Annotated in this window: 10 protein-coding genes and 1 pseudogene; 6 read left to right on the forward strand and 5 right to left on the reverse strand. The window is 68.3% G+C overall.

Annotated features, from left to right (window positions below; genetic code table 11):
* Window positions 1–227 precede the first annotated feature (227 nt).
* A complete protein-coding gene (locus tag OHB12_RS34965; protein WP_327114605.1) occupies window positions 228–656 on the forward strand; it encodes a DUF6223 family protein in 429 nt (142 codons plus the stop codon).
* A 14-nt stretch (window positions 657–670) separates the two neighbouring features.
* Here the strand turns inward: OHB12_RS34965 and OHB12_RS34970 are convergent.
* Window positions 671–751 (reverse strand): annotated as a pseudogene (locus OHB12_RS34970) (SAM-dependent methyltransferase); the annotation flags it as partial.
* 23 nt (window positions 752–774) lie between these two features.
* On the opposite strand from OHB12_RS34970, the gene treZ reads away from it, so the two are divergent.
* Both treZ and OHB12_RS34980 read left to right on the forward strand, forming a co-directional pair.
* Window positions 775–2,514 (forward strand): malto-oligosyltrehalose trehalohydrolase, encoded by a 1,740-nt coding sequence (treZ, locus tag OHB12_RS34975; protein ID WP_327114607.1) that lies wholly within the window; start codon window positions 775–777, stop codon window positions 2,512–2,514.
* A 113-nt stretch (window positions 2,515–2,627) separates the two neighbouring features.
* On the forward strand, window positions 2,628–3,872 hold the full coding sequence (locus tag OHB12_RS34980) for a serine hydrolase domain-containing protein (RefSeq protein ID WP_327114609.1): 1,245 nt from the start codon (window positions 2,628–2,630) through the stop codon (window positions 3,870–3,872).
* A 107-nt stretch (window positions 3,873–3,979) separates the two neighbouring features.
* Here the strand turns inward: OHB12_RS34980 and ilvA are convergent, their stop codons facing one another.
* Complete coding sequence (gene ilvA, locus OHB12_RS34985; RefSeq protein ID WP_327114611.1) at window positions 3,980–5,335, reverse strand: threonine ammonia-lyase IlvA; 1,356 nt, start codon at window positions 5,333–5,335, stop codon at window positions 3,980–3,982.
* A 60-nt stretch (window positions 5,336–5,395) separates the two neighbouring features.
* On the reverse strand, window positions 5,396–5,830 hold the full coding sequence (locus OHB12_RS34990) for a nitroreductase family deazaflavin-dependent oxidoreductase (protein ID WP_327114613.1): 435 nt from the start codon (window positions 5,828–5,830) through the stop codon (window positions 5,396–5,398).
* A gap of 87 nt (window positions 5,831–5,917) precedes the next feature.
* Here OHB12_RS34990 and OHB12_RS34995 point away from each other — a divergent pair, with 87 nt between their 5' ends.
* Both OHB12_RS34995 and OHB12_RS35000 read left to right on the forward strand, forming a co-directional pair.
* The gene (locus OHB12_RS34995) at window positions 5,918–6,163 is read left to right on the forward strand and encodes a hypothetical protein (protein WP_327114615.1); all 246 of its coding nucleotides are present in this window, start codon (window positions 5,918–5,920) and stop codon (window positions 6,161–6,163) included.
* Between the two features lie 491 nt (window positions 6,164–6,654).
* On the forward strand, window positions 6,655–7,821 hold the full coding sequence (locus OHB12_RS35000) for a DUF2235 domain-containing protein (RefSeq protein ID WP_327114617.1): 1,167 nt from the start codon (window positions 6,655–6,657) through the stop codon (window positions 7,819–7,821).
* Here the strand turns inward: OHB12_RS35000 and treY are convergent.
* A complete protein-coding gene (treY, locus tag OHB12_RS35005) occupies window positions 7,818–10,250 on the reverse strand; it encodes a malto-oligosyltrehalose synthase (RefSeq protein WP_327114619.1) in 2,433 nt (810 codons plus the stop codon). The two genes, OHB12_RS35000 and treY, sit on opposite strands and share 4 nt — an antisense overlap.
* Window positions 10,251–10,261: 11 nt before the next feature.
* Window positions 10,262–12,382 carry a glycogen debranching protein GlgX gene (gene glgX / locus OHB12_RS35010; RefSeq protein WP_327114621.1) on the reverse strand — a complete coding sequence of 707 codons (2,121 nt, stop codon included), beginning with the start codon at window positions 12,380–12,382 and terminating at the stop codon, window positions 10,262–10,264.
* Between the two features lie 278 nt (window positions 12,383–12,660).
* Between glgX and OHB12_RS35015 the strand changes: the two genes are divergently transcribed.
* On the forward strand, window positions 12,661–13,938 hold the full coding sequence (locus tag OHB12_RS35015) for an adenosylmethionine--8-amino-7-oxononanoate transaminase (RefSeq protein WP_327114623.1): 1,278 nt from the start codon (window positions 12,661–12,663) through the stop codon (window positions 13,936–13,938).
* Window position 13,939 lies beyond the last annotated feature (1 nt).

Here is a 13,939-nt window from a genome sequence, read left to right on the forward strand (position 1 = left end):
CGCTCGGTCATGCCTGAACCCTAGCCGGATTTTCGCGCGAACAACTCCTGCGCACGGATGATCAGCCGCCTACCGCACACGCGGTACCTTCGCGATTCCGACGGTATCTGCGGTAGTTGGCTACAGCATCGGCGGCAGCGCGAATTGTCTACGCCCGCAGGATGATCGGTGGCGGATCCAGCGGAGATGATGAAGCGACGTCCAGTCGTTCGACGAAGGAGCACCCCATGTCCATCCGTCATCTGCCTGCCGCTGTAGCAGCCGCCATGCTCGCAGGTTTCGCACTTGCCGCACCGGCAGTCGCGCAGGTCTCGGTCCAGCCCGCCGCCGCTGTCACCGGCATGACCTCCGGGCGAATCGGGCCCTCCCTGACCGCGCTGGTGGCGCTGGCCGGCGTGGTCATCGGCAGGCTGGCGCTGGCCCGCTCCACCGGTCGTATCGGCACCGGCAACAGGGGAAGAATGGCCATTGTGGCCATGGTGTCGGGGCTGATCGGCGTGGTCGTAGGGGGGGTCTTAGCGGCCACCGCCGACGGTGGTCCCGGCACCGGCAACGGGATAGTCGCGTCCTGGGCGGCCATGGTGTTGGGGCTGATCGGCATGGTTCTCGGCGGACTGGCTCTGGCCCGCTCCCGCCGCACTCAGCCGACCGGCTGACCGCAGCCACGTCGCGCGAGCCCATGCTCGACGAAGTGCAGGGTCCCTCCGTGAACGAGCACCAGGCGCACCTCGGCCAAAGCCGTCGCGATATCGGCGTGCATGGGATGCTGGCGCGGTGACTGTGTTCGAGGTGTGGGCGCCAGGGCCGGAGCTGGTGCGGTTGGACCTGGACGGAGTCGTCCACTCGATGACGCGGTCGCCGGACGGGTGGTGGCGCGCCGACCTACCCGCCGCGGCCGGAGCCCGGTACGGGTTTCTGCTCGATGACGATCCCACCGTGCTACCCGATCCGCGCTCGCCGCGCCAGCCCGACGGGGTGCATGCCCGTTCGGCGCTGCACGCCCTCGACCCGGCCGGATGGACCGACGCGGAGTGGACCGGGCGGCCACTGGCCGGTGCGATCTACTACGAGCTGCACATCGGTGCGTTCACGGCGGAAGGCACGTTCGACGCCGCGATCGAGCGGCTCGACCATCTGGTCCGGCTCGGCGTCACGGTGGTCGAGGTGATGCCGGTGAACGCCTTCGACGGCACACACAACTGGGGTTACGACGGCGTGCTCTGGTACGCGGTGCAGGAAAGCTACGGCGGGCCCGACGGGCTGCAGCGGTTCGTGAACGCCTGCCATGCCCGCGGACTGGCTGTCTGCCTCGACGTCGTCTACAACCATCTCGGTCCGTCGGGCAACTACCTGCTGCGTTTCGCGCCCTACCTCACAGACGGTCGCAACACCTGGGGCCAGAGCGTCAACCTGGACGGACCCCAGTCCGACGAAGTGCGCAGGCACATCATCGACAACGCGCTGCGCTGGCTGCGCGAGTTCCATATCGACGCGCTGCGTCTGGACGCCGTGCACGCCCTGGTCGACCACACCGCCACCCACCTGCTCGCCGAGCTCGCCGTCGAAACCGAACGTCTCGCCGCCCACGTGCGCAGGCCGCTGACGCTGATCGCGGAGAGCGACCTCAACGATCCGAAACTGATCACCCCGCGGGCCGCGGGCGGCTTCGGGCTGACCGGGCAGTGGAACGACGACCTGCACCACGCCGTGCACACCGTTGTCTCCGGCGAACGCCAGGGCTACTACGCCGATTTCGGCTCGCTGCGCTGTCTGGCCCAGACGCTCACTCACGGCTTCTTCCATGCCGGAACATTTTCCAGCTTCCGCGGGCGCACACACGGCCGTCCGGTCGACCAACGCCTGATCCCGGGCAGCGCGTTGCTGGCCTACACCTGCGACCACGACCAAATCGGCAACCGCGCGATCGGCGACCGGCCGAGCACCTACCTGACCGAGGGCCAGCTCGCGATCAAGGCCGCGCTGGTGCTGTGCGCGCCATTCACGCCGATGCTGTTCATGGGGGAGGAGTGGGGCGCACACACACCGTTCCTGTTCTTCACCTCGCACACCGATCCGGTGGTCGCCGCGGCCACCGCCACCGGGCGCAAAGAGGAGTTCGCCGCACACGGCTGGGACACCGACGAGGTCCCCGACCCCCAGGACCCGCGGACTTTCCTGCGCTCCAAGCTGGACTGGGACGAGCCCGACGAACCTCGTCACGCGCGGTTACTGTCCTGCTACCGCGCATTGCTGACGCTGCGCCGGGAGCGGGCGGAGTTGAGCGACCCGTGGCTGACGCACATCTCGGTCGACTACGACGAGGCGGCGCGCTGGATCGTCGTGCACCGCGGCACTCTGGCCCTGCTGTGCAACCTCGCCGAGGACCACATCGCCGTGCCCATCGCGGGCATACCGGTGCTGTCCTGGGAGCCTCCGACGGTAGGTCCTTCCACGACAACCGTTCCCGGCCACTCGTTCGCACTGTTGGAGACGGCGCTGCCCGGGTCGCGGTGAGCTCGGTGGAAGGCGAAGATGCGGCGTGGTTTCGGCGCCCGTCCGAGAACGCGCCCGCAGCTGTCCGAGACAGAATTATTGCCGTGTGTAATGCACGCCATTACCGTGGATAGATGAGCAACGAGGCTTCCGGGGACCTGGCGGTTCTGCCCCCGGGGATGGGTGGCAGCGCGGCCGCCGAATTCGCACCATTTGTTCGAGCTTTCGCGCGGGCATTCGGTAACCGCAAGGGGGCGGGCGCTGCCGTCGCGGTGCACCTGCAAGGGGAGCCGCTGGTGGACATCTGGATCGGCTCCCGGGGCGACGCCCCGTGGACCGAGGACACCGGCACGATCATCTTCTCCGCCACCAAGGGCATCTCCGCCACGGTCATACACCGCCTCGCCGATCGCGGGCTGCTCGACTACTCGGCCCCGGTCGCCGAGTACTGGCCGGAGTTCGGCGCCAACGGCAAGGACGCGATCACCGTCCGCCAGCTGATGACGCACCGGGCGGGACTGTCCGCGCTGGCCCCGATCGCGACCTGCCTGGCCGACGTGCTCGACCACCAGCTCATGGAGGAGCGACTGGCCGCCGCGAAACCCGACCGCCTGCTCGGTGTTCCCGCCTACCACGCGCTCACCTTCGGCTGGCTGATGGCCGGGCTGGCCCGCGCGATCACCGGAATGAGCATGGCGGACCTGTTCCGCACCGAGGTCGCCGAGCCGCTCGGTATCGATGGCATTCATCTCGGCAGGCCACCGGCGGACGCGTCGATCAGCTACGCGCCGCTGGCGGGCTCTCAGCTGAGCATGCTCGGAAAGCCGCTCGGCGCAGCGGTTCTGGGTCGCAGTCATCGGATCCCGGGTGCGCTGGGGGCCGCGACCCGCTGTCTGTTCCTGCCCGGTCTGGAAGCCATTCTGGAGGGCACAGATCCGCCGATTCTGCACACCGAACTCGGCGCGGGCAACGGCGTGTGCACCGCGCCCGCGCTGGCCACGATGTACGGCGCGCTCGCCAACGGCGGTCTCGTGGCCGAGCGCAGGTACCTCGGTGGCCACACGGTCAAGGCGCTGCGCCGTATCGAGAGCTACCAGCTCGACCGTGCGCTGTTGTACGTGCCGATGCTGTGGCGCCTCGGCTACCACTCGATGCCGATGCCGGGTGCCAGAGCCGGTTTCGGGCACATCGGCCTCGGGGGCTCGTTCGGCTGGGCCGAACCGCGCCTGGGTCTGTCGGTCGGCTTCGTGCACAACCGGCTTTCGGCAAGCCAGCTGAGCTACGACCAGTCCGCGGCCTTCTGGCTGCTGCCGCTCATGCTGAACTGCCTGCGTGCGACCCGCCGCGTGGCGGTGCAGGAGATGCCGAAGGCGGCGTGAACGAGCAAACCATGGGCACAGCGGTCAGCGGGTGAACGAGGGCACAGTGCGCAGTCGCGGCTCGGCTACTGCTCGCGCGGATCGTCGGTGCGGTCGTCGCGGTTGGCTCAGGTCAGATAGCGGTAGACGGGCGATCCGGGGTCCAGCCGCTCGCATTGGATCGGCGCCTCCCGCATCCGTTCCAGCAGTGGCCCGAGCCCTTCCGGCGCGCCGAGCTCGATGCCGACCAGCGCCGCGCCCGTCTCCCGGTTGTTGCGCTTGACATACTCGAACAGCGTGATGTCGTCGTCGGGGCCGAGCACCTCGTCGAGGAAGCGGCGCAGCGCGCCCGGCTCCTGCGGGAAGTCGACCAGGAAGTAGTGCTTGAGGCCGCGGTGCACCAGCGAGCGCTCGATGATCTCGCCGTAGCGGGAGACGTCGTTGTTGCCGCCGGACACCAGGCACACCACCGTCGAGCCCGGCTCCACCGGGATCTCGGCGAGTGCCGTCACCGCGAGCGCGCCCGCCGGTTCGGCGATGATGCCCTCGTTCTGGTACAGATCAAGCATGGTCGTGCAGATCGCGCCCTCGTTGACCTGCATCATCCCGAAAGAACCTGCGCCACTGGAAGATTCGGTGGTGGTCAGTAAAGGCAGCGAGGCGTGCGAGACCACCTGCCCGCCGAAGCCCGACACCGCGGCGAATGGCACAGCGCCGATCCGGCGCACCGCCGCGCCATCCACGAACGGGTCGATCTCCGGCAGTGTCACCGGGCCGCCCGCCACCAGCGCGGCGGTCATCGAGGCCGCGCCCGCGGGCTCCACGCCGAGGATGGCCGTGCGCGGGGATCGCTCGCGCAGGTAGGTGCCGACACCGGCCAGGCAGCCGCCGCCGCCCACGGGGATGATCACCAGGTCGGGGGAGGTGCCGAGCTGCTCCAGGATCTCCGGGGCGATGGTGCCCTGGCCGGCCGCGGTGCGCGTGTCGTCGAACGGGGCCACCATGGTCGCGCCGGTGCGGACTACGTCGTCGGCGGCTGCCGCCGCGGCGGCGTCGTAGGTATCGCCGACAGCGATCAGCTCCACGAACTCGCCGCCGTGCACCCGGATGCGGTCGCGCTTCTGCTTCGGTGTCGTGGCAGGCACATAGATGCGGCCCGCGATCCCCATCGCCTGGCACGCGAACGCCACGCCCTGCGCGTGGTTGCCCGCACTGGCCGCGACCACGCCCGCCGCGCGCTCGTCCTCGGACAGCTGCATCACCAGGTTGTAGGCGCCGCGCAGCTTGTAGGAGCGGACCGCGGTCAGGTCCTCACGCTTGAGGTAGACCTTCGCCCCGGTCAGCGTGGACAGCCGTTCGCTGTGCTGCAGCGGGGTCGGGTCGATGATGTCGGCAATTCGCTTGGCGGCAGCATCGATCTCGTCCGCGCTGAGTGCGGGACGAGAACCGGACAGTGCGTCGAGGACATCAAGCGGATTGGACACCCGAAATATGCTGCCACCCGCCGCGTCGGCGTGCTGCGGCGGGTGGCATAGAAACCCTGGTTACCTGGGTGTCAGGACGAAAACCGGGATCTGCCGGTCGGTCTTGGTCTGATAGTTCGCGTAATCCGGCCACACCTCGACCGCTCGCTGCCACCACTGCGCCTTCTCGTCGCCGAAGACCTCGCGCGCGGTGTAGTCCTTGTGCAGGGTGCCGTCGCGCAGTTCGACGTGCGGTTCGGCCTTGATGTTGTGGTACCAGACGGGGTGCTTCGGCGCGCCGCCCAGCGAGGCGACCACGGCGTACTCCCCGTCGTGCTCCACCCGCATCAGCGGGGTCTTGCGGAGTTTGCCGGTCTTCGCGCCCTTGGTGGTCAGCAGGATGATGGGTTTGCCCTGCAGTGTCGCGCCCTCGGTGCCGCCGGAATTCTCGTACTTCTCGGCTTGCTCGCGGGCCCAGTCGGATGTACTCGGTTCGTATTCACCTGTGAGTGGCATGTCTGCGGCAACGCAGGAATGAACGGCTGTGTTCCCGGCGATAAAAGTTCGCTGGCCCGAACTTCCGATTCCGACTACCCTGAGTATATGGCGGTTGTGCATCCTGCGGCTCCCTCGGCGACGATCGAGATCGCCGGTACCGCATGGCCCGTGTACAAGCTCGAAGCGCTGGCTGCCGGGCTGGTGATCGGCCTGATACTGGTGCTCGTCACCGGTTCGCCGCAGATCGCGGTGCTGGCCGCGGCCGCGGTCGGCGCGGCGCGCTGGATCGTCGGTCTGCCGGCCGCCCGTCGCCGAGCTCGACAGTCCGCTCGGGTTTTCGGCACCCGCTAGATCTCCACCCGTACGGTGCGCCCCGTACGGCCGCTGCCCGTGATCGCCCGCTTGATGCGCGCCTGCGGCACACAGCGCGTCCGGCGCCGTCGGGGCGGTCCCGGGAGCCGTCACCGGCGGTCGTGCCCAGCTCGTGCGCACAAGCCCACCGCGCCGACCTGCCACCGCGCACCCAAGGGGCACGTCTACCCGGCAGCCTTTCCACAGGTCAGGAACTCCGCCGCGCCCGGCTCACGGCCTCTGCCACGATGGTCACCTCGGCTGTCGGGATGTCGTACGCGCCGAGTCCGGTCACGAACCGGTACAGGTCCGGCAGAACACCGATGAGTGGCCGGAGATGAGCGATTCCGGCGCGGTGTTCGGGAATCCCACCTGGCCCCGGCCGTGCTGAAATGCCCTTATTCCCTTGACATTCGACTGCCCGGTCCGCGATGAATTCGAGTAGTCGAGTACGTAGGTCTCGACGCGAGATCGGCGGGAGGATGTGGGCCATGAAACGCTTGGTTGTGTGTTGCGACGGCACGTGGAAGGCCGAGTCGAGCGGCACGGTATCGAACATCATCAAGATCGCGCAGACGATTAGGTTGGACGCACCGGGGCCCGCGGGGAAGACGGTTCAGCAGTGGGTCACGTACGTCTCCGGCCCCGGCGCGCGCGGATTCCTCGCCGACCGCCTGATGGGCGGCGCGTTCGGACTCGGCCTCGAGGCGAACCTCTCGTCCGCGTATTGGCATCTGGCGCTGAATTGGGAAGAGGGCGACGAGATCTACATCTTCGGCTTCAGCCGCGGCGCGTTCACCGCCCGCAGCTTGGCCGCGCTGATCGGTCGCATCGGGATCATGACCCCGGAGGCGATGATCGCGGGCAAGTACCCGGAGGCGCTGCGGATGTATCGGCAGCGGCCCCCGGCGAAGACGCCGCAGAATCCGGATCCACCCGAGCCGCCGGCATGGCACGAGTTCCGCCGGAAGCACTGCAAGAGAGCCAAAATCGACTTCCTCGGCGTGTTCGACACCGTCGGCGCGCTGGGGGTGCCCGGGCTCACCTCGCTGCGGCACCGGTTCCACGACGTGAAACTCACGCGTGATGTGCACTGCGCGCGCCAGGCGCTGGCCATCGACGAGCGGCGGCGCAACTTCGAACCCTGCCTGTGGGAGGTGCCGATCGAACCGAACGTGAAGTACCGTCGCGGGTTCGAACGGGTCAAGCAGGTGTGGTTCCCCGGCGTACACAGCGATATCGGTGGCGGCTACGTCGAGTGCGGGCTATCCGACATCACGTTGCAGTGGATGGTCGAAGAGGCGGAGTCGGTCGGCCTGGCCTTCGACCGGAAACGGCTGGCGAAGCTGTCCAAGCGCTGCAATACCGCGGGCGGAGAGCATATGCGGTTGCACGAGTCCCTCGGTATGGGCTACCGCGTCCTGAATGTGCTGCGGTCCCTGCGGAACCCGCGCAGCCGCCGGTTCCACTGGGATTCCTGGCGCCGCATGTCCACGCCGGTCGACCAGTGCGTCCGGCTGGCCTCCAGCGCCCAGGACGAGATGAACTACGACCCCGTGAACCTGCGGCGGTGGCGCGAGCAGCTCGGCGGCATGTTCCCTGAGGGCCTTTTCGAGAAGGTCGGCGCGGTGTCCGCAGCGACCGTGCCCAAGCTCTAGCGAACCAGTAGCGCGACCGGCAGCCGTGTGAAGAGCTTCTCCAGCCGGGCCTTTCCCTGCAACGTGTGACCGGTCAGCCGGTCGGTCCAGGTACCCGTGGGCAGTTCGAGAAACGTATCGCCCCAACCGCTTTCGGTCAGGCCAACGCTGTGGCGGGTGGCCGCGACGATCACCTCCGGTGCTTCGCCCGCGCGGCCACGGGCATAGGACACCACCCGGCCGGCCTGCTCGCCGGAGCCGAACAGCGGCAGGTAGGTGCCGCCGACGAAGCAATCGGGACGCTCCCGACGCAACCACAGTGCGTAGGCGACGATCCACATCTTCGCCGCGCCGGTGGTATCCAGTGCCGGTGTGCCGGTGAGTGATTGGAGCATGCCCGCGCGTGCGGCGAAGTCCACCGGTCGGCGATTGTCCGGGTCGACGAGGGAGTCCTCCCACAGTTCGCAGCCCTGGTAGACGTCCGGGATGCCGGGGCCGCACAGCTGTAACAGCTTCTGCGACAACGCGTCCGACCACGCATGCGGGGCCAGTTCGTGCACCAGGTCGCCGAGCTCGGATCCGACCGGGCCGTCGATCACCGTGTCGAGCCACCCGTGCACGGCGGTCTCGAACTCGGCGTCCGGCTCCTCCCATGAGGTCTTGGTGTTCGCCTCGCGGATCGCTTTCTCGGCGAATGCGTGCAGGCGTTCGCGCAGGCCGGGCACCGATGCGGCCGGTCGGCCGTCCGCGGGCCACACGCCGAACATGTTCTGCAACAGGAACAGCGCGGTCGCGCCGTCCGGGGCCGGGGCGGTCTCCAACCAGGAGTCGACGCTACGCGCCCAGGTCTCCGCGGCCTGGGAGAGCACGCCGATCCTGGCGCGCACGTCCTCGCCGCGCTTGGTGTCGTGTGTCGACAGCGTCGTCATGGTCGCGGGCCAGCGCTGTGCGCGTTCGCTGTTGGACAGGTGGTATTCGTTGAGTGAGTGGCCGAACCTGGCCGGGTTGCCGCCGACCTCTTGGAGCGAGACCAGCCGCGCGGCCTGGTAGAACATGGTGTCCTCGACCGCCTTGGCGGTGACCGCACCGCACACCTGGCTGAATCGCACCGCGGCGGCGCCGGCGCAGGCCAGCGCCGCAGCCAGCACCGCGAGCGGTGCGGTGAGTTCGCTGTTGCGCTTTTCCACCTCGGCGATCACCGCGCCGATCATGCCGGCCAGCGGCGCATAGTCGGCCCGGTACACCGGCATGAACGCCAGCACCTCGATGGTGGCGTTGGTCAATGCCATGGTGTCGAAGCACTCGGCGTCGGCGTCCTGCTTGATCGCGGCCACCAGCCGCCGGATCTCCGGCGCCAGAACGCTTTCGGCGACCGCCCGCTTGATCCGATGCTCCGTCTCGCCGACCCACGCGCGATCGCTGCCGTGCCCGGCGACCCGGCGCGACAGCTCGGTAAGCGCCTGTTCGCCCTCCGGATCGATCAGCACACCGCTGACGTCGGCCAGCGCCTCGTAGCCGGTGGTGCCGTCGATCGGGAGTGTCGCGTCCAGTGGCTCGCGGTTGGCGAGGATCTTCTCCACCAGCAGCAGCCGGTGCGGGCCGATGAGGCGGCGCAGCCGGGTGAGGTACCCGGCGGGATCGGACAGTCCGTCCGGGTGGTCGACCCGCACGCCGTCGATCATGTCGTGCTCGCACCAGGCGGTGAGTTCGCGGTGGGTGATCTCGAAGACCTCGGGGTCCTCCTGGCGGATCGCGGCCAGGCTGCTGACCGCGAAGAACCTGCGGTAGGTGCACAACCCTGCCTTCCAGCTCACCAGGCGGTAGTGCTGCTTGTCGTGGATGCGAAGGGCGTTGTCGCCGTCGGTGTCCGGCGCGATCGGAAAGCGCAGCTCATGCAGTGCCAGCATGGGTTCCGCGCCCGAGCGGTCGACGGTCAACGCGGCCGGGTCGTTCTCGCTCTGCAATACCGGCAACGCCAGCCTGCCGCCCGCACCGTTGCCCTGGCTCCAGTCGATGTCGAAGTACCGCGCGAACCTGGACTCTTGGCCGTTCCGCAGCACATCCCACCACCAGGGGTTCTGTCGCGGGTCGGCGACGCCGACGTGGTTGGGCACCAGGTCGACGATCAGCCCCATGCCGCGGCGGCGCACCTCGTCGGCGAGGGCCTTGAGCCCGGCCGGTCCGCCGAGGGCCGCCGACACCGTGGTCGGGTCGGTGACGTCGTAGCCGTGCGTGGAACCGCGCGCCGCGGTCAGCAGCGGCGACAGATACAGGTGTGAGATGCCCAGTTGCTGTAGGTATTCCGCGATGGCACGGGCGTCGGCGAAGGTCAGCGCGTCGGGGCGCAGTTGCAGCCGGTAGGTGCTGCGGATCGTCGTCTGACGCGTCGGCCTCCGGCGCAGGGAGGCAGGGGCGGTCACGTGTATCTCGGTGGAAGTGGGTGTGGGCATCGGCATTTCGGTCATGCGGCGTGGCGGAGGACGAGGAGACAGCGAGATTCGATGGTGACGGTAGCGCCCGCCGGATAGGTGGCCTCGGCCAGACCGGTGGGCGTCGAGCAATCCAGCGCGACCGACCACTCGGCACCGTAATCTATTCCGGGTAAGGCGAAGTCGATGGCCGCGTCGTGGGCGTTGAAGCAGAGCAGGAACGAGTCGTCGGTGATCCGCTCGCCGCGCGGGCCCGGCTCGGGAATGCCCGCACCATTCAGGTAGACTACCAGCGACTTGCCGAATCCGCTGTCCCAGTCGGCCGCGGTCATCTCCTCGCCGGACGGGGTGAGCCACGCGATGTCGCGCGCATGGTCCGTCGGGCGGATCGGTCCGCCCGCGAGGAAGCGGCGGCGCCGGAAGACCGGGTGCTCGGTGCGCAGCGCGATCACGCTGCGGGTGAATGCGAGCAGGTCCGCGTTCGTCTCCCGCAGTGACCAGTCCATCCACGCCAGCGGCGAGTCCTGGCAATAGACGTTGTTGTTGCCGTACTGGGTGCGGCCCATTTCGTCCCCGTGCGCGAGCATCGGTACACCCTGGCTGAGCACCAGCGTCGCCATCAGGTTGCGGCTCTGCCGTGCGCGCAGGGCACAGATCTCCTTGTCGTCGGTGGGACCTTCGACGCCGCAGTTCCACGACCGGTTCCAGCTTTCACCGTCGCGGTTGTCCTCACCGTTGTCCTCGTTGTGTTTCTCGTTGTAGGACACCAGGTCCCGCAGGGTGAATCCGTCGTGCGCGGTGACGAAGTTGATGCTGGCGCTCGGCCTGCGTCCGGTGGCCTCGTACAGGTCGGAGGAGCCGGTGAGCCGAGAGGCGAACTCGCCCAACGTCGCCGGTTCGCCGCGCCAGTAGTCGCGCACGATGTCGCGGTATTTGCCGTTCCACTCCGTCCACAGTCCGGGGAAGTTCCCGACCTGGTAGCCGCCCTCGCCGACGTCCCACGGCTCGGCGATGAGCTTCACCTGGCTCACCACCGGATCCTGTTGCACCAGATCGAAGAACGTGGACAGTCGATCCACGTCGTGCAGTTCGCGTGCCAGCGTCGCGGCCAGGTCGAAGCGGAACCCGTCGACGTGCATGTCCACGATCCAGTAGCGCAGCGAGTCCATGATCAGCTGCAGGGTGTGTGGATGGCGCACGTTGAGGCTGTTGCCGGTGCCCGTGTAATCCATGTAGTGCGAGGGGTCGTCGTCGACCAGGCGATAATAGGCGGCGTTGTCGATACCTCGGAACCCGAGTGTCGGCCCCCGGTGATCGCCCTCTGCGGTGTGGTTGTAGACCACGTCGAGGATCACCTCGATGCCCTCCGCGTGCAGCGCCCGCACCATCGCCTTGAACTCGGTCACGGCTGAACCGGCGCGGTCCATCGTGGCGTACTCGTTGTGCGGCGCCAGGTACCCGAAGCTGTTGTAGCCCCAGTAGTTCCGCAAGCCTTGATCGAGCAGGACCCGGTCGTGTAGGAACTGGTGTACCGGCATCAGCTCGATCGCGGTGATGCCCAGCGCTTTCAGATGGTCGACGACCGCCGGGTGCGCGATGCCCGAGTAGGTGCCGCGCAGTTCCTCGGGCACCTCGGGATGAGTCATCGTCATGCCCTTGACGTGCGCCTCGTAGATCACCGTCTCGTGGTAGGGCCGGTTCGGCGATCGGTCGGCGCCCCAGTCGAAGTACGGGTTGATCACCACGCCCGCCATGGTGTGCCCGAGCGAGTCGAGCCCATAGGTGTAGAGCGAGGGGTGATCGTCGAAGTTGCCGTCGAACGCCTTGCCGTAGGGATCGAGCAGCAATTTGCTCGAGTCGCAGCGCAATCCGTGCTCGGGGTCGTACGGCCCGTGCACTCGGAAGCCATAACGCTGACCGGGGCCGACCGCGGGCAGATAGGCGTGCCAGACATAGCCGTCGACCTCGTCGAGCTCGACGCGACTTTCGGTGCCGTCCCTGGCGATCAGGCAGAGTTCGACTGCGTCGGCAACCTCCGAGAACACGGAGAAGTTGGTACCCGCGCCGTCGTACGTCGCACCCAGGGGATAGGCGGTGCCGGGCCAGACACCCAGTGGTGTCGCGTCGCTGGGCGCTGCGTCGGGCTGAGCCATGGCAACGACACTAGCGGCAGCGGCGCACGTGCTTCCGGGGGTGGTTGTGGCCAGGAGAGTCATCGGAGGTCGGAGCCGCTTTCCAGCCGGCGGCGCCGGTAGCCGCAGCGCTCTACGTGATGCGACGCTTCTGAAACTCCTCAGCCAGGCCACTACGGCTTATGAACGCGCGCTGGATCGCGACCGGCGGATTCCGCGATCCAGCTCGAGTGGTAACTTGAACGCCGTTCAAGCCGCTCCGGGCTGGCCGGGGCCGACGCTCGACCGCGAGGATTGCTGTGGGATTGACCCCTGACGAGATCACCGCCATCGACGCCAAGCATGTCTGGCATCCCTACGGCGGATTCCCCGCGACGACCGAGCCGCTGGTAGTGGCGAGCGCCGCGGGTACCAGGCTGACCCTGGCGGACGGGCGCGAACTGGTCGACGGTATGAGCTCCTGGTGGGCCGCCATCCACGGCTACCGGCACCCCGCGCTCGACGCCGCGCTCGTCGCCCAGTCGCAGCGGATGAGTCACGTGATGTTCGGCGGGCTCACCCACGAGCCCGCGGCGCGCCTGGCCGGGCTGCTGGTCGAGTCGACACCCGCCGCACTGGACAAGGTCTTCCTGTGCGACTCCGGTTCGGTGTCGGTCGAGGTCGCGGTGAAGATGTGCCTGCAGTACTGGCGCTCGCTGGACAGGCCGGAGAAGCGGCGGCTGCTCACCTGGCGTGGCGGCTACCACGGCGACACCTTCACCCCGATGAGCGTGTGCGACCCGGACGGCGGCATGCACTCGCTATGGACTGACATCCTGGCGAACCAGTTCTTCGCGCCGGTGCCGCCGCGCGAGTACCAGCCCGAGTACGTCGCCGAGCTGGAACGGCTGATCGCGTCGCACGCCGACGAGCTGGCGGCGGTCATCGTGGAGCCCGTGGTGCAGGGCGCGGGCGGGATGCGCTGGCACCACCCCGGCTATCTCACCGATTTGCGCAGGCTGTGCGACGAACACGGCGTGCTGCTGGTCTTCGACGAGATCGCCACCGGATTCGGCCGCACCGGAACACTTTTCGCAGCCGACCAGGCCGGGGTGAGCCCGGATGTGATGTGCGTGGGCAAGGCGCTCACCGGCGGGTACCTGACGCTGGCCGCCGCGCTGTGCACTGCGCGGATCGCCGAGACGATCAGCGCGGTGCATGGTGGGCTGATGCATGGGCCGACCTTCATGGGCAACCCGCTGGCCTGCGCGCTCGCGGTCGCATCGATCGAGCTGCTGCGGTCGCGCGACTGGCGCGGGGAGGTCGGTCGGATCGAGGCCGAACTGAAGGCGGGCCTTGCCCCGGTGCGGGGCCTGCCCGGGGTTGTCGAGGCGCGCGTGCTCGGCGCGATCGGCGTGATCGAGCTGGACCATCCGGTCGACATGCGCGCCGCGACCGACGCCGCTGTCGCGGCAGGCGTCTGGCTGCGTCCGTTCCGGAATTTGGTGTACACGATGCCGCCGTTCGTCAGCACGTCCGACGACATCGCGACGATCACTGCCGGCATGCGCGCCGCTGTCGCAACGCCGTCAGGCTAGT

The organism is Nocardia sp. NBC_01730 (genome assembly GCF_035920445.1).
Lineage (GTDB): Bacteria > Actinomycetota > Actinomycetes > Mycobacteriales > Mycobacteriaceae > Nocardia.